At 33.1% G+C, this 16,856-nt stretch carries 16 protein-coding genes; 14 read left to right on the forward strand and 2 right to left on the reverse strand.

Translation table 11 applies throughout. The features are described from left to right. Positions 1-63: 63 nt before the first annotated feature. On the reverse strand, positions 64-495 hold the full coding sequence (locus LG295_RS02205; protein WP_107557689.1) for a CHAP domain-containing protein: 432 nt from the start codon (positions 493-495) through the stop codon (positions 64-66). A 386-nt stretch (positions 496-881) separates the two neighbouring features. Between LG295_RS02205 and nhaC the strand changes: the two genes are divergently transcribed. The 14 genes from nhaC to LG295_RS02275 all read left to right on the forward strand — a co-directional run bounded on the left by nhaC (position 882) and on the right by LG295_RS02275 (position 15,688). Continuing rightward, complete coding sequence (gene nhaC, locus LG295_RS02210) at positions 882-2,258, forward strand: Na+/H+ antiporter NhaC (protein WP_404476832.1); 1,377 nt, start codon at positions 882-884, stop codon at positions 2,256-2,258. Between the two features lie 170 nt (positions 2,259-2,428). Then, on the forward strand, positions 2,429-3,304 hold the full coding sequence (gene cidR / locus LG295_RS02215; RefSeq protein WP_107529686.1) for a cidABC operon transcriptional activator CidR: 876 nt from the start codon (positions 2,429-2,431) through the stop codon (positions 3,302-3,304). A gap of 334 nt (positions 3,305-3,638) precedes the next feature. After that, positions 3,639-4,025, forward strand: a complete 387-nt coding sequence (locus LG295_RS02220; protein WP_107529687.1) for a CidA/LrgA family protein — start codon at positions 3,639-3,641, stop codon at positions 4,023-4,025. Then, positions 4,026-4,712 carry an LrgB family protein gene (locus tag LG295_RS02225; RefSeq protein WP_107529688.1) on the forward strand — a complete coding sequence of 229 codons (687 nt, stop codon included), beginning with the start codon at positions 4,026-4,028 and terminating at the stop codon, positions 4,710-4,712. Positions 4,713-4,798: 86 nt separating this feature from the next. Further along, the gene (locus LG295_RS02230) at positions 4,799-6,541 is read left to right on the forward strand and encodes a pyruvate oxidase (protein WP_107529689.1); all 1,743 of its coding nucleotides are present in this window, start codon (positions 4,799-4,801) and stop codon (positions 6,539-6,541) included. A gap of 338 nt (positions 6,542-6,879) precedes the next feature. Next, positions 6,880-8,274 (forward strand): YfcC family protein, encoded by a 1,395-nt coding sequence (locus LG295_RS02235; RefSeq protein ID WP_107529690.1) that lies wholly within the window; start codon positions 6,880-6,882, stop codon positions 8,272-8,274. A 231-nt stretch (positions 8,275-8,505) separates the two neighbouring features. Beyond that, on the forward strand, positions 8,506-10,539 hold the full coding sequence (ptsG, locus tag LG295_RS02240; RefSeq protein WP_318832608.1) for a glucose-specific PTS transporter subunit IIBC: 2,034 nt from the start codon (positions 8,506-8,508) through the stop codon (positions 10,537-10,539). 160 nt (positions 10,540-10,699) lie between these two features. Beyond that, positions 10,700-11,257, forward strand: a complete 558-nt coding sequence (locus LG295_RS02245; RefSeq protein WP_318832609.1) for a GNAT family protein — start codon at positions 10,700-10,702, stop codon at positions 11,255-11,257. Positions 11,258-11,278: 21 nt separating this feature from the next. Further along, a complete protein-coding gene (locus LG295_RS02250) occupies positions 11,279-11,800 on the forward strand; it encodes a VOC family protein (RefSeq protein ID WP_404476271.1) in 522 nt (173 codons plus the stop codon). A gap of 28 nt (positions 11,801-11,828) precedes the next feature. Next, positions 11,829-12,812, forward strand: coding sequence for a D-cysteine desulfhydrase family protein (locus LG295_RS02255; RefSeq protein WP_404476273.1), 984 nt, complete (start codon positions 11,829-11,831; stop codon positions 12,810-12,812). Positions 12,813-12,953: 141 nt separating this feature from the next. Beyond that, a complete protein-coding gene (locus LG295_RS02260) occupies positions 12,954-13,358 on the forward strand; it encodes a thioesterase family protein (RefSeq protein WP_107557683.1) in 405 nt (134 codons plus the stop codon). Between the two features lie 127 nt (positions 13,359-13,485). Beyond that, positions 13,486-13,815 (forward strand): thioredoxin family protein, encoded by a 330-nt coding sequence (locus LG295_RS02265; protein WP_107529696.1) that lies wholly within the window; start codon positions 13,486-13,488, stop codon positions 13,813-13,815. A gap of 251 nt (positions 13,816-14,066) precedes the next feature. Continuing rightward, on the forward strand, positions 14,067-14,585 hold the full coding sequence (locus LG295_RS02270; protein ID WP_107529697.1) for a GNAT family N-acetyltransferase: 519 nt from the start codon (positions 14,067-14,069) through the stop codon (positions 14,583-14,585). A 128-nt stretch (positions 14,586-14,713) separates the two neighbouring features. Continuing rightward, a complete protein-coding gene (locus tag LG295_RS02275; protein ID WP_318832612.1) occupies positions 14,714-15,688 on the forward strand; it encodes an alpha/beta hydrolase in 975 nt (324 codons plus the stop codon). Between the two features lie 178 nt (positions 15,689-15,866). On the opposite strand, the gene LG295_RS02280 is transcribed toward LG295_RS02275, so the two are convergent. Beyond that, complete coding sequence (locus LG295_RS02280; protein WP_107557680.1) at positions 15,867-16,775, reverse strand: DMT family transporter; 909 nt, start codon at positions 16,773-16,775, stop codon at positions 15,867-15,869. Positions 16,776-16,856: the final 81 nt, after the last annotated feature.

A 16,856-nucleotide genomic window follows, 5' to 3' on the forward strand; every position in this document is an offset into this window, starting at 1 on the left:
TGTAAATCAACGTTTTTTTAGAAGCGAATAGTTAATTGTTTAGAAAATGATCTTACGCAGTGCTTAATAGATATAGTTATATTTGGCAGCTGCTGATTTACTTAATATTCTTGTGCCATAAGCTAGAGGACGATTGTAATTATATTCGGATACTTTAATACTGCCATTTTTATAAACAGTTTCTACATAAGCAACATGTCCATATGTACCAACAGTTGATTGCATTACTGCTCGCTTCGCAGGCGCTCTACCTACACGATAGCCACTATTTTTTGCTTTGTAATACCAATGTTTAGCATTGCCCCAACTATTGGGGACAGGTTTACCCACGCTCGCTCTTTTATTAAATACATACCATGTACATTGATTTTTATTATAATAATTAACTGCTGCATTAGCAGTTTGATTTTCATACGTTGTTTGGAAAGTTGTTACTCCAGTTATAAGAATCGTAGTCGCAATAAATATGTTTGCTATGGTTTTTTTAATATTCATACATTACTCCAGCCATTTTTAAAATTATATATTTATCATAAGTAGCTAGAGTGAAAAGTACAATAAGATAAACTATTATTACAAATAACTTTAATATGTTTGAAATATATGCTACACAATTGTAATTCGCCTTAACAAATACTTAAAGAAAAAATGTAGTTTATATTTTTTAATTTTAATAAATGCAATTCATCAAATATAAAAATTAAAATTAAATAGAAATTTAAATGATGAAGGAAGTATTGAAAGTGTTTCTCAACTTGAGTATGATTTAACTAACAAAGGAGGTGGCTATTATTTTTAGTAGAAACACTAAAGACAATAGTAGTAAGCACAAGGTGAAAAAGCCGTTAGGTTTTGTGTCGGCAATCGTTACGTTAGTGACGATGATTGCAGCAATGCTTTTTACAGTTGCAGTACTAGAAAAGGAACCACATATTCCTTTATTAATAGGAACAGCTGTAGCGATACTAATTACAATGTTACACGGTTACGAATTTAGTGAAGTTGAAGAAATGATGTATAAGGGGATTCGTCATGCTTTACCAGCAATCGTAATCATCATACTTGTAGGATTAGTAATAGGATCGTGGATAGGTAGTGGTGTAGTCGCTACAATGATTTACTATGGATTACAACTGATAGACCCAAGATACTTTTTAGCAGTTGTTATTATTTTATGTGGCATTGTAGCTTTAGCTATAGGCAGTAGTTGGTCAACAATGGCGACTGTGGGGGTCGCATCGATGGGCATTGGCATAAGTATGGGTATATCACCCGGTATGGTTGCTGGTGCAGTGATTTGTGGGTCATACTTTGGTGATAAGATGAGCCCACTATCGGACACTACGAACTTAGCTTCTGGATTAACGGGTGTTGACTTGTTTGAACATATAAAGCATATGTTTTATACGACGATGCCAGCATTAGTTATTTCATTAATTGCTTTTTTCTTTATAGGACAACGCTTTGGTGGAAGAAATTTTGACGCAAAAAACATAAAAGATATTCTTGCGACGATGCAAGATAATTTTTTAATTACACCATGGCTATTACTTATACCAATTATTGTAATTGCACTCGTTGTAGTGAAAGTGCCTGCCATACCAGCAATTTGTGTAGGTATTATATTAGGGTTCTTTGCACAGATATTTTTACAAGGTGGTTCTATTACAGAAGCACTTACAGCTCTACAAACGGGTTATACAATTGATTCAGGCAATAAATTAGTAGATGAATTGTTCAATCGTGGTGGATTAGAATCAATGTTCTATACGATATCACTGACACTTGTCGCAATGACCTTTGGCGGTGTCCTAGAATATTCTGGTATGCTCACAGCGTTAATTGCTGTTATTTTAAAAGTGGCTAAATCTACGGGATCATTGATTGCGTCCGTTATTGTATCGTGTATTGGAACAAACTTTACTTGTTCTGAACAATATATATCAATTATTGTGCCATCGCGCATGTACATAAATACGTTTAAAGATAAGAAACTGCATCCGAAAAATCTATCTAGAGCCCTAGAAGATGGTGGTACATTGACATCTGTGTTCGTACCTTGGAATACATGTGGTGTCTTTATTGCATCAACTTTAGGTGTTTCAGTGGTAGAATATGCACCGTTTGCAATTTTAAATTATACTGTACCAATCATTTCGATTATATTTGGTTATATCGGTTTTAAAATTATCGGTTTAGATGAATCAGAGGGTGAACAATCGGAACACGCTCAATCAAATGATACAAATTTAGCATAAAGCATAAATACAATAGCTGTAAATTTTTGAAGGAGTGGGACATTATAGGTGTTCCGCTCTGATTTTATACTGGCAGTTTGTGAATGACTATTATAGTATATGATTGAATTATTAGAAATTCTACGTATACTGTACAGTATTAATTATGTTTCAAGTAGAGGTGTAAACATATGGATATTAAACATATGAAATATTTTGTCGAAGTCGTAGATCAAAAAGGAATGACTAACGCTTCAAAATCACTATATATTGCTCAGCCTACGATTAGCAAAGCAATAAAAGACTTAGAAAAAGAACTTGATATGACTTTTTTTGATCGTAGTAAGAGACAACTCGTATTAACTGATGCTGGAAAAGTATTTTATAAAAAATGCAAAGAAATTTTGACTTTATATAAAGACTTACCAAAAGAAATTAATAGCTTGTTGGGATTAGAAACCGGTCATATAAGTATTGGATTATCAGCAGTAATGAACATGAATAAGTTTATACATATTTTAGGTGAGTTTCATCAGGAATACCCGAACGTGACCTACAATCTTGTTGAAAAAGGTGGCAAAATGATTGAGACACAATTAATCAATGACGAAATTGATATTGGTATTACAACGATACCTGTAGACCAAGATATTTTTCACTCTATACCACTTTATCAAGAAGACTTAAAATTAGTAGTAAATAAAGAACATAGACTAGCGAATAGAGAACAGATTAATATGGCTATGTTGAAGGATGAAGATTTTATCCTGTTTAATGAGGACTTTTATCTAAATGATAAAATTATTGAAGCGGCAAAAAACGCTGGTTATGTACCGAAAACAATATCTAAAATTTCGCAATGGAATTTTATAGAGAATTTATTAAGTGCACATTTAGGCGTAAGCATATTACCAGAAAATATTGTGAATTTATTAGACGGTAGCTTTAAAAATATTACAATTGATGATCCAGGCATGCGTTGGGAATTGGGTGTTATTTGGAAGAGAGATAAATATCTTAGTCACGCAACAAGAAAATGGATTGAATTTATGAAAGAACGTTTATAAAGCATTGTGTCATTTTAAAAGACATTGTTCATAGTAGGCGAGGAGACGAAAACAATTTTGTACATTATGTTTTCGTTGTCTCGCTCTTTTTTTGATTTAAAAAGAATAGTCTATCAAATAAAAATTTAAGTGCTTATAACCATATTTCCAGGTCCTGATAAAATTAATTAATTTGGAATATTCATAGATAAATATAATTAAGTAAATCGCTTCCATTCATAAAAGTAATAAGTAATATTAAAAATCAATATTTTTATTATATGATTAAGGGTCTTATACTAAGAGATGTAATCAATAAAGTTTAAAATAATAATGCAATAAAGGATGATGAATATTGCAAATATCAAAGAAGGTATCAAAAGTTTTACTGCAAGTATTATTAATTATAGGGATTACTTATATTGGCAATGTAATTCAGAGTGTATTGCATATACCAATTGCAGGTAGCATTGTAGGATTACTTGTATTTTTCCTGTTATTACAGTTTAAAATAATTCCGTCAAAATGGGTCAGTGAGGGCTCTAACTTTTTCCTTACGACGATGGTGTTTTTCTTTGTACCATCAGTAGTTGGTGTTATGGATGTCGTGTCTGATATTAACTTGAATTTTATCCTATTCTTTTCAATGATTATTTTAGGAACATGTTGTGTCGCATTAATTTCTGGTTTTATAGCTGAGAAAATGGTTAAAACTGCGCGATACGGGAATGGACAAAATTAGATGATATTTTTAAAAGGCTTTTTAATGATTGTTTTAACACTAGCTATGTTTATAGGTGCCAAAAAATTACAGGTAAAATATAAAACGCCATTTTTAAACCCGGCATTAATATCGTCTATAGGAATTATTATTGTACTTCTATTATTGAATGAAGATTATCAAGATTATATGACTGGCGGAAAATGGATTAATTATTTATTGAATTGCACGGTTGTTTGTTTAGCATTTCCACTTTATCAAAATCGCCATAAAATACTACAAAATGCGAGTATTATTTTTAGTAGCGTGCTGACAGCAGTGATGCTAAATTTCATATTCGTATATAGTGTATTAAAAATCTTAGGATACTCAAAAGAAGTGATCGTGACAATGTTACCAAGGTCGATGACGGCTGCGGTAGGCATAGAAGTGTCACATCAACTTGGTGGTATCGATACTATTACGGTTATGTTTATTGTAACTACTGGATTGATTGGTAGTATTTTAGGATCTTATTTATTGAGATTAGGTAAATTTAAAACCTCAATTGCGAAAGGTTTAACTTACGGAAATGCTTCACATGCTTTTGGTACTGCGCAAGCATTAGAAATTGATTTAGAATCTGGTGCATTTAGTTCTATAGGAATGATACTAACAGCAGTTCTAAGTTCAATCATCTTGCCTATTCTGATCCTTTTCTTATACTAAATGAATCCCGTTTAGTGATAATAGATTACGAAGTTAATTAAAATTATGGGAAATCAACTTGAATATTGAAAGGAGCTATTTTGATAATGGCAAAAATTAAAGCGAATGAAGCATTAGTGAAAGCATTACAAGCATGGGATATTGATCACTTATATGGTATTCCTGGTGATTCAATTGATGCAGTAGTTGATAGTTTAAGAACGGAAAGAGATAATATTGAGTTTGTTCATGTTCGTCATGAAGAAGTTGCAAGTTTAGCTGCTGCTGGCTATACAAAACTAACAGGTAAAATTGGTGTCGCATTAAGTATCGGTGGCCCGGGTGTTATTCACTTACTAAATGGAATGTATGATGCAAAAATGGATAATGTGCCACAATTAATCTTAGCAGGTCAAACAGATAGTACTGCTTTAGGAACAAAAGCTTTCCAAGAAACAGATGTTAATAAAATGGTTGATGATGTCGCAGTATACAAACATCAAGTAACTGAAAATGATAAAGATATCTTTGGAATTGTAAATGAAGCAATACGTACAGCTTACGAGAAAAAAGGTGTATCTGTCTTAATCTTGCCTAATAACTTATTGACGCGCAAAGTTAAAGACACGACTAATCAAAAAGTAGATACTGCGCCACCAGCTCGTGTAGCACCAAAACCAAATACTATAAAGAAAGCGGCTAAATTCATTAATAAAAGTAAAAAGCCAGTAGTATTACTTGGTACTGGTGCACAGCATGCAAAAGATGAAGTCCGTGAATTTATAGAAGCATTTAAGATACCAACGATTGTAACATTACCAGCAAAAACAGTTCTACCTGACGCACACCCTTATAATATAGGGAACCTTGGTAAAATAGGTACTAAAACAGCATATCAAACGATGCAAGATGCGGATTTATTAATTATGGTTGGTACTAATTATCCTTATGTAGATTATTTACCAAAGAAAAATATCAAAGCAATACAAATTGATACAAATCCAGAAAACATTGGACACCGTTTTGATGTTAACGTGGGCATTCTTGGCGATAGTAAACTAGCATTACTACAATTAACTGATATGGCTAAGCATGTTACGGATCGCGACTTCTTAAATAAAACGTTAGAAAGAAAGGCCACATGGGATGCTTGGATGGCTGAAGATATGGCTAATGACAGTAAACCGATTAGACCAGAACGTTTAATGGATGCTATTAATAAAGTTAGAACAGACGATGCCATCTTCTCTATAGATGTCGGTACAGCAACTGTTTGGTCTACGCGTTATTTAAACTTAACAGTGAATAATAAATTTATTATTTCTAGCTGGTTAGGTACGATGGGTTGTGCGTTACCTACTGCAATAGCTGCTAAACGTGAGTACCCAAATCGTCAAGTAGTTGGTATTATCGGCGATGGTGCGTTTGACATGGTCATGCAAGATTTTGCAACTGCAGTGCAGTATGACTTACCAATGACATTATTTGTATTAAATAATGAACAACTTTCATTTATTAAATATGAACAACAAGCTGCTGGCGAGTTAGAATATGCTATTAACTTCACTGATATTGACTTAGAAAAATTTGCCGAAAGTTGTGGCGGAGTTGGTTATACACTTAAAGATCCAAACAGAATTGATGAAGTCGTTGAAGCGGCTATGGCTGAAAATAAACCAACGATTGTTAATGTTTATGTAGATGAAAATGCAGCACCATTACCAGGTAAAATTGTAAATGAAGAGGCAATTAACTATGGTAAATGGGCGTTTAGATCTATTACTGAAGATAAAAAATTAGACTTGGATGAATTGCCACCAATGTCAACAGCAGTAAAACGTTTCTTCTAAAATAACGATGAGGCGTTAGTCGCTATAGATAGAGCTTTAAAATATTTCCTAATAATATAAGGTGATGAGATATTTTATTGAAAGATAGTCGGCAAAGATAAACGAAATAAGTATCTTTACAGAGCGAGCACACGAAATCAAAGTAACTTTTGGTTTGTGTCTCGCTCTTTTTTTATGTATTAAGATATTGATAAAAACCCAGACTATGGAATAATAGAGTTAACTAAATTTTCAGATAAAAAAAGGAAAGTATGCATTATGCATCAATAACACTTGGGACTTAATAGTGCATTGATTATTTTATAGCATAATGTAGTTAAAATGGAGAGGATGTAAAAATGATTAAAAAAATATTTAAAAATAATCAATTTAAAACACCGCATACGTATGCATTGTTACTCTTTATTATCATCTTTTCTAGTATACTGACGTATTTAATTCCTGCTGGTGAGTATGCAAGAGAGAAGAAAGATGGACAGACTTTAGTTATATCAGGTTCATATGAACAAGTTCAGCAACAAGGTGTATCATTCTTTGATATTTTTAGAGCTATACCAGAAGGACTTATTAGTGGTGGAGAAATTGTGTTTTATATTTTTCTTGTGGGTGGCGCGTTTGGGATTGTACATAAAACTGGCGCATTTGAAAATGGTGTAAATAAAGCGATGCAAACACTAGGTTCATACAAAGTGCTAATGATCCCTTTAACTATGACAATTTTTTCGATATTAGGTTTCTCAATAGGATTAGCAGAAGAAACGATTATCTTTGTTCCTATTGGTATTATTATCGCACGTACACTAGGTTATGATGCGCTGACTGGTGCAGCAATGGTTATTTTAGGAGCGGCAAGTGGCTTTATAGGTGGCATGTTAAACCCCTTTACTGTAGGAGTAGCACAAACAGTGGCAGAATTACCAATGTTTTCGGGGTGGGGTCTACGTACTATGATTTATATATTTATTCTAATTGCTGCAATTACTTCAGTCATGTTATATGCGCGTGCTGTAAAACGCGATATGTCTAAATCTTTAGTATACGAATTAGAACAAGTTGAAAGTCACGAAAATAGTGTAATAGAAGCAAAACGTTTTACAAAACGACAAGCAGTTGGTTTAGGGTTAATAGTCGTGGTCATCATATTAAATGTATATGGCATATTTACGTATGGTTGGTCATTTAATGAAATGAGCGCTAACTTTATACTCGCGGGTTTACTTGCTGGTTTCATCGGTGGCCTGGGGTTAAATGGCACATTTGATGCAATGATTGATGGCATGAAAGATATACTGTTTGGTGCTATGATAGTTGGATTTGCAAAAGGTATTATTGTTATTCTAGAAAATGGTCAAGTTATTGATAGTATTGTACATGGGATGACAACATTACTTGCCGATGTACCATCTTCTTTTGTCATTATTGCTATGTTTATATTACAGTTTATGCTTAATTTCTTTATACCCTCAGGATCTGGTCAAGCCTTAACTACAATGCCTTTAATGGTACCTATTTCTGATTTGTTAGATATTAATAGACAAATTACCGTATTAGCATTCCAATACGGTGACGCAATTAGTAATGTATTATTTCCAACTTCAGCTATTTTGATGGGAGCCTTAGCGGTAGGTAAAATAACTTATACGCAATGGTTGAAGTTTGCTTGGAAGATTATTTTAGCTTGGATTATTATCTGTTGTATTGGTATGTCCATTGCGCTTATAGTTGGCTATTAATGTGAGTTATTTGGTGCAATTGTATAAGTTTATATAAATTAAAATTTAAAGTTTATATTGTATATTTTATGAAAGCGTTATATAATGTAAAAAAACATATCGTTACTTTGCGTGTTACTGGTTAAGCAGGCATGAGCAAACAGAAAGACTATAGGGAATAGTCTGTTTGCTCATGCCTTTTTTTGCGCATTAATAGCGATCAAATTATATTTTTGGAAGGGATGTTTTTATATGTTTAAAAAGCTATTCGGACAGCTTCAGCGTATAGGTAAAGCTTTAATGTTACCAGTCGCTATTTTACCTGCTGCCGGGCTATTACTGGCAATAGGTACAGCTATACAGGGTGAGGAACTACAACACTACCTGCCATTTATTCAAAATGCAGGTGTGCAAAGTGTAGCCGAAATGATGGCAGGTGCCGGAAGTAGTATATTTGATAATTTACCAATGATATTTGCTTTGGGTGTTGCGATAGGTTTAGCTGGTGGAGATGGTGTTGCAGCAATTGCAGCATTTGTCGGCTATGTTATTATGAATAAAACGATGGGGGCATTTTTACATGTGACGCCAGACAACGTCAACGACGCAGCAAGTGGTTATGCAAGTGTCTTAGGAATTCCTACATTACAAACGGGTGTATTTGGCGGTATTATTATTGGGGCATTAGCAGCGTGGTGTTATAACAAGTTCTATAACATTTCGCTACCGTCATACTTAGGTTTCTTTGCCGGTAAACGTTTTGTACCTATTATGATGGCAACCACTTCATTTGTATTAGCGTTCCCAATGGCATTAATATGGCCAAGTATTCAAACTGGCTTAAACGCGTTTAGTGAAGGTTTGTTAGATTCAAATACAGGGGTCGCAGTTTTCTTATTTGGATTTATTAAACGTTTGTTGATTCCATTTGGTTTGCATCATATTTTCCATGCACCGTTTTGGTTTGAATTTGGCGCTTGGAAAAATGCAGCTGGCGAAATAATACACGGTGACCAACGTATCTTTATTGAACAAATTAAAGAAGGTAGTAATTTAACTGCTGGTAAATTTATGCAAGGAGAATTTCCAGTTATGATGTTTGGTCTCCCAGCAGCAGCTTTAGCAATTTACCACACAGCAAAGCCTGAAAATAAAAAAGTAGTAGCTGGGTTAATGGGGTCAGCAGCTTTAACTTCTTTCTTAACAGGTATTACAGAACCATTAGAATTTTCATTCTTATTTGTAGCGCCATTACTATTTTTAATTCATGCAATACTTGATGGTTTATCTTTCTTAACTTTATATTTACTAGATGTACATTTAGGCTATACTTTCTCAGGCGGATTTATCGATTATGTCTTGTTGGGCGTCTTACCTAATAAAACGCAATGGTGGCTAGTCATTCCTGTGGGGCTTGTCTACGCAGTGATTTACTACTTTGTATTCCGATACTTTATCCTTAAATTTAAATACAAAACACCAGGTCGCGAAGATAAACAAGCGCAAGCTTCGAATTCATCTGCAAGCGAATTACCGTTTAATGTCTTAAAAGCAATGGGTGGAGAAGAAAATATCAAACACCTTGATGCATGTATTACGAGATTGCGTGTTGAAGTAGCAGATAAAAGTAAAGTGGATACTGCAGAATTAAAAGCATTAGGTGCTTCAGGTGTACTTGAAGTAGGTAATAATATGCAAGCAATCTTTGGACCTAAATCTGATCAAATCAAACATGATATGTCCTTAATTATGAAAGGTGAAATCACAAAACCTAGTGAGACTACAATTACTGAAGAAGATGAGGAAAATACTGTTCAATTAAATAAAGTCTCAGATACAGAAATCTATGCTCCGGGTAAAGGGCAACTTATTCCTTTATCAGAAGTGCCTGATCAAGTATTTGCTCAAAAAATGATGGGAGATGGTGTAGGTTTTATTCCAGAAGATGGAGAAATTGTAGCACCATTTGATGGAACTGTTAAAACAATCTTCCCGACAAAACATGCTATTGGCTTAGAATCTGAACAAGGCATAGAATTATTGATTCATATCGGCATCGATACAGTTAAGTTAAATGGTGAAGGCTTTGAAAGTCTTGTGAATACTGGAGATACGATTAAGAAAGGTCAACCGCTTATGAAGGTTGATTTAGACTATATTAAGTCTAATGCACCAAGTATCGTAACACCTTTAATCGTAACAAATTTAGAAGATCGTACCATTGAAACAGCCGATACAAAAAATGTATCTATTGATGAAGTAATTATGAAAATTAGTCAAAAATAATAAAATATAAAATCAAAACAAGGAGAGCTCGAGACATAATACAATATGTCTCGAGCTTTTTTATCATGCCAGGAATTTACATAAAAATAAAAGTGTTGAAATATTCTGAAATTGTAAATATCATTAGAATTAAGAAAAGAGAAAGTAACGGGTGATAAAAATGAAATATAAACCAACGATGAATGTAATGCCGAAAGTATCATTAGTACCACCAGAATTAAATATGGCGGAACCACTATATAGAACCATTAAAAATAACTTTACACACTTGGCACCATTTTTAGATTTTATAACAGACGATGTGACGCTTGAAGATGAACGTGCATATTTAAAAATGATGATTCAGCAACATGCGGACAATAAAGCGAGATTGTTTTTAATTTACTATGAAACAACACTGATAGGTACTGTTGATTTACATAAAATAGATAGTAATAATAAAGCTGAAGTAGGTTATTGGATAGCTGAAGGATTTACGGGTAAAAACATAGTAACAAATTGTGTTAATCATTTATGTCACTTTGCGTTTGATACGTTATCTCTTAACAAACTTATAATTAAAGCTGATGTTAGAAATATAGCCAGTAATAAAGTGGCTGAAAAAGCAGGATTTACTTTTCTAGCAACAGACGTAGAAGACATCTTTGATGGTGAAAATTATAGAGATATGAACAGATATGTCCTACTTAAAAAGCAATTTGAGCAGCAACAAAGATAATTTGTTATTAGGAGGGAGTATATGGAACTTACTAGAGGCATTAACCATATAGGATTAACAGTTCCTGACATTGAACGTGCTACTCATTTTTTTAAAGAAGCTTTAAACGGTAAAATTGCGTATGATAGCCAGACTAAAGCAGACGAGCCGCGAGGGGGGGCACAAGTTGAACATGTGTTAAATATTGAAGAAGGGGCAGTAATTATAAAAAAAAGAATGATGGTATTTAATAATGGCCCTAATATAGAGATGTTTGAATTTAAATATGCTACACAAAATAAACCGACGTCTTTACAGGATATAGGATTTACACATATTTCATTTTATGTAGATAACTTTGATCATGCACTAGCGCAAGTTAAGCAAGCTGGAGGTATACCGGTATCTGAACCACATGCTAATACAAGATATGAAGATACGGCAGGTAATCAAACAGTATATATTAAAACACCATGGGGCAGTTTAATTGAGTTACAAACAGTACCTAATGGTTTTTATTACCCGGAAAATAGCGAAGCAACTGTTTTTATACCAGAGCCATAAGCAAATATAACTAAAGGAGGAAAGAAAAATGTTACAAAACAAATTAAATGTAGCTAATTTGAAAACACCTATTCATAAATTAGAACAGTTAAGTGAGACTTTAGGTAAAAATATTTATATTAAAAGAGATGACTATACTGGAACTGAGATTTCTGGTAACAAGGTGCGTAAATTAGAATATACCTTGCAATATGTCTTGGATAATGGCTATGATACAGTAATCACAACGGGAGCCATTACATCAAATCACGCAAGAGCGACCGCTGCATTATGTGCACAATTCAACATAACATGTCATTTAGTACTTCGAGGTAACTTGGCAGAGTTTGAAGGAAATCTATTTTTAGATGCAATGTTGGGGGCACATATTCACATCATTGAGCCATCAGCTTCAAGAGAAGAAGCAATGGAAGCATTACAAACTGAATTAGAAAAACAAGGGAGACGGCCATTTGCTATACCGTCAGGCGCTTCTGATTGGATAGGATCACATGGTTATATCAACGCTTTTAATGAGATTGTTGAACAAGAAACAGATATGGACGTCCAATTCGATTCAATTAATTTAGCCGTTGGTTCTGGAGGAACTTATGCAGGTCTTTGGTACGGTAATATAAGCCGCGATTTAAACAAAAATATTACAGGATACGCAGTCACTCAAAGTGCGTATGAATTTAAAACAAAAATAATCGATATATTAACTCATTTAGATAATAGTATAGCGTCATTTGATACGATAGCTATCAATGATGGTTATATTGGTCTTGGTTATGGACAAGCAACAGATGAAGAATTGCAATTTTATATAGATATTGCCCAACAAGAAGGAATTATTTTAGACCCAACCTACACAGGGAAAGCCTTTAGAGGTTTAGTAGAAGAAATTAAAGCTGGTAGCTACGTCAATCAAAATAACATTTTATTTATTCACACAGGTGGATTACAAGGTTACACACAGGCAACAAGAACGCGTATTCAACAATTGCTTCCTGAAATGATACAGGATAAATAGAAATAAACTAAGAACTATGATTATGTTTGCATTGAAGTAATGTATTACAGATGAAGTTTATATTGGTGAAATTGCGTATTAATCTATTTCTAATATTGAGTTGTAGCATTCTACGTAATTATATAAGGAGCGTAATGAGTCATGACCATTAGAAAATTAGTGTCAGAAAAAGCGATAGAAGTGAATGGTTACGATATAGATGCGATGGGTATCGTAAGTAACATAGTATATATCAGGTGGTTTGAAGATTTACGTACGGATTTTATAAATCAATATATGCCTTATTCTGATATGATGAATCAACATATTTCACCAATATTAATGAAAACAGAGGCAGAATACAAAACGCCTATAACGATACATGATAAACCAATAGGACGTTGCTACATTGTAAAAGCGAGCAAATTGCGTTGGGAATTTGAGTTTGAGATTGTGTCTGAGGACAAAGTACATTGTTTAGGCCATCAAAATGGTACTTTTTTTGACCTACAAAAGCAAAAGGTGACAAAATTACCAGAAGTTTTTCAAAGTATATTGCGAGAATAGTATTAGTGTATTGAGACATTTGAATGAGCATATGTATGGTACGATAGGTAAGCAAAAAGTTTGCTACATTATAGAGAAACACGGCATAATGATATTCAATTTATTAAAATAAAGGTGGTGTTCAATCGTGCACCAAACATTGACAACGATAGAGTCATTTCATGACTTTATAGCTCGACACCCATTGGCTGTCATACACATTATGAGGGACAATTGTAGTGTGTGTCATGCAGTATTGCCACAGATAGCTGACATAGTAAAGGACTTTCCTAACGTACCGTTGGGGATTGTTAATCAAAGCGAGTTAGAAGAGATAGCAGGTGAATTATCTATCTTTACTGTACCAGTAGATTTGATATATCTAGATGGAAAAGAGATGCATCGTCAAGGTCGTTTCATTGATATGCAACAATTTGAACATCAATTGAACTTAATGTATCAAAGTTTAGATAACTAAAATTTGATAAGCACTTTTCCATAGAATCTTGTATGAATAAGATATGAACTTCTACGGGGTTTCCTATATGTTTGAAACCGATTAAGCAAAAATTATGAAAGAGCTGGGACATTAATTATGTCTCAGCTTTTTTGTGCTTTTCTAGAAATTAAATTGCTCATCATAAAAGAGTGGAAAATTTGATAAAAACTGTCATAATTATATTTAATAATGTATGAGAAGTAAAATTCATAGTGCTAAGGGGGATGTTTATGCGAATTGAAAGAATTTGTCCAAATGAAGCGGAAGCGCTTTATGATTGTATGAGAAAAATTGATGAAGAGTCCCAATATATGCTCTATTTACCAGAAGAAAGAAATTTCGATAAAGCACGTTTTGTAGATGACATAAAACACAATTTTTATATTGGTGTTAAATCGGAAAATAACCAAATCTTTGGTTATTTATCAGTACATATTAGTACGTTAGCAAAGGTAAGACATATTGGTTATATCGTTACTGGATTAATCAATGATTTACAACAACAAGGTTTAGCAACGCAAATGTTTGATGAAACTTTTAAATGGGCTAAACGCAAAGGCCTCAGAAGGTTGGAGTTAACAGTGATTACTACTAATAAACCCGCTGTAAATTTTTATGAAAAAATAGGTTTTAAGATTGAAGGAATTAAACATAGTTCTGTTTATATGGATGGTCATTTTTTTGATGAATTGTATATGTCTATGATGTTGAATGAAAATTATCATACTGAATCTGACAATATATGGTAGGGTCTTCATGAATTTCAAAAATGTCACAGTTAATTAATGATATAGTTCCTTTTGCTAAAATTATTGCTGAGTTTGTTATAAACTATATGTAATAGCAATATTAATGTAATAGGCAAGGAGGAAAAATTGTGATAAAGAAAATAGCCGCATTATCCAGTCTGACAATTGCTGCTTCATATCTGTACGTAAAAGTAAGAGAAAAACGAAGTTATAAAAGCTTTTTATATGAATTAATGTTAAAAATCACTAATACGAAAAGTTCATTTGAAAATGTTGAAAATGCGCAAAAAAGTTTAGATGCTGTGAAAGAAGCAACAAAGGGTCTATACGATGGTACAGCGTATCGTTTTAAACATAGGGTGCAAGCGACAACTGTCCAACAGTCTACGGTTTATTCGGTCAATGATCAAGCTGATAGACAACAACAGGTCGTGTTATATATACACGGTGGTGCTTGGTTCCAAGATCCATTGAAACATCATTTTGATTATATCGATACACTTGCAAGTGAATTGAACGCTAAAATTGTCTTACCTATTTATCCAAAAGTGCCACATGCGACATATAAAGAGACATTTACATTATTAAAAGAAATATATGAAAGTATTGTGAGACAGGTAGAAGATCCACATCAAATTATAGTGATGGGAGATTCAGCTGGTGGGCAAATCGCGTTATCGTTTGCTCAGTATATTAAAATGCAATCACTACCTCAGCCAAGTAACATTATCATGATTTCTCCTGTATTAGATGCAACATTATCTAATCCTGAGTCAGCGGTTTATGAAGAAATTGATCCGATGTTAGCTAGAGAAGGAAGTAAGTTTTTCTTAGAATTATGGTCCGGAGATTTACCATTAACAGATTGGCGTATTTCCCCTATGTTTGGAGATTTAGAAGGGCTTGGGCATATTACGTTAATCATTGGTACAAAGGAAACATTATATCCAGATGCACTTAAACTTTCGAATATGTTGAATAAAAAGAATATAAGTCATGATTTTTTACCAGGATATAACTTGTTTCATATTTATCCAGTATTTCCAATTCCTGAAAGAGCACAAGTAATAACGAAGTTAAAGCAAATTATTAAAAAATATTAGCCTTAGTATAAAGCAAAGTTGTTTAATAACGGAATGATAAAACTTAAATTTCTAAAATATAATAAAGAAGTGAGTTAGTGGTCTAATATTTAATTTAGACCAGTTAACTCACTTCTTTTTAATGATTTATTAGAATAAATCATATAGTTGTAAACATTAATTTAATAGTGTATTAATTTTAAGTTGTATGATTCTTTTTTAAAGAAAGCATTAAGATTAATAACATAATTAATACGATGCCTAATAGTTGGAATGGTAGGAATGTTACTTTTAACCAAACAGCGCTAGCCACAATAGCCATTACAGGTTCTATTGTACCGAATAAAGTTGTTTCCTTTGCTGATAAATACTGCAAACTTTTTATAAAGAAAAAGAAAGCAATTGCAGTTCCTCCTATAATACCGAAACCTAAATAACTTAATGTACTGAACGTTATTTGTGAAACATCAAGTTGCCATAATGGTGCTTTGAAATTCATCAATATTCCTGAAATTAACATCGCCCATCCTACCACTAAGATTGAAGAAAAATTAATTAATAATTTCGTTGCATATATAGTGTAAAAGGCAAGGGCGATACCAGAAATTACTCCCCAAGTGATGCTTGAAGTTGGTACTACGAGACGACTTAGGGAACCGTTTGTTAAGAGTAGAAATGTACCAATAAGTGTCAGCGTAATAGCTAGTAAATCGAAAATCTTTAAGGTTGCTTGGCCACGTATAATAAACCAGAAAATAATATAAACAGGAGCAATATATTGCAGTAACGTAGCTATCGCTGCATTACCTTCATCGATAGAAGCCATATATGAGTATTGCACGAGTAACATACCAAAAATAGAGAATATCAACATCTGCATCGTACTTGTAAAGTTAGAGAAAATAGTAAATATGGAATGTTTGGGATTTAATATTTTGAAAATAATCATAAGTATTACACCACTAAATAGTAGTCTAGCGGTAACATACCAGTTAACATCGATATGTCTAAATCTAAATAGATAATCTGATACTGTTCCGCCAAGCCCCCAAAAGGATGCACCTACAATCGCTAAAATAATACCTATCATACGTTTTTTTGTCTTCATTCTATCACCTAATAATTATTAATATATTAAACTATAAACGAAAATAATTTGATATAATACATTAAAATGTATTAAAAGTAT

The organism is Staphylococcus pseudoxylosus (assembly GCF_044794325.1).
GTDB lineage: Bacteria > Bacillota > Bacilli > Staphylococcales > Staphylococcaceae > Staphylococcus > Staphylococcus pseudoxylosus.

Bases quoted from the DNA above. Each gene is read 5' to 3' on its own strand.
- LG295_RS02205 (WP_107557689.1), bottom strand. From the start codon at position 495: ATGAATATTAAAAAAACCATAGCAAACATATTTATTGCGACTACGATT.
- nhaC (WP_404476832.1), top strand. From the start codon at position 882: ATGATTGCAGCAATGCTTTTTACAGTTGCAGTACTAGAAAAGGAACCA.
- cidR (WP_107529686.1), top strand. From the start codon at position 2,429: ATGGATATTAAACATATGAAATATTTTGTCGAAGTCGTAGATCAAAAA.
- LG295_RS02225 (WP_107529688.1), top strand. From the start codon at position 4,026: ATGATATTTTTAAAAGGCTTTTTAATGATTGTTTTAACACTAGCTATG.
- LG295_RS02230 (WP_107529689.1), top strand. From the start codon at position 4,799: ATGGCAAAAATTAAAGCGAATGAAGCATTAGTGAAAGCATTACAAGCA.
- LG295_RS02235 (WP_107529690.1), top strand. From the start codon at position 6,880: ATGATTAAAAAAATATTTAAAAATAATCAATTTAAAACACCGCATACG.
- ptsG (WP_318832608.1), top strand. From the start codon at position 8,506: ATGTTTAAAAAGCTATTCGGACAGCTTCAGCGTATAGGTAAAGCTTTA.
- LG295_RS02245 (WP_318832609.1), top strand. From the start codon at position 10,700: ATGAAATATAAACCAACGATGAATGTAATGCCGAAAGTATCATTAGTA.
- LG295_RS02250 (WP_404476271.1), top strand. From the start codon at position 11,279: ATGGAACTTACTAGAGGCATTAACCATATAGGATTAACAGTTCCTGAC.
- LG295_RS02255 (WP_404476273.1), top strand. From the start codon at position 11,829: ATGTTACAAAACAAATTAAATGTAGCTAATTTGAAAACACCTATTCAT.
- LG295_RS02260 (WP_107557683.1), top strand. From the start codon at position 12,954: ATGACCATTAGAAAATTAGTGTCAGAAAAAGCGATAGAAGTGAATGGT.
- LG295_RS02270 (WP_107529697.1), top strand. From the start codon at position 14,067: ATGCGAATTGAAAGAATTTGTCCAAATGAAGCGGAAGCGCTTTATGAT.
- LG295_RS02280 (WP_107557680.1), bottom strand. From the start codon at position 16,775: ATGAAGACAAAAAAACGTATGATAGGTATTATTTTAGCGATTGTAGGT.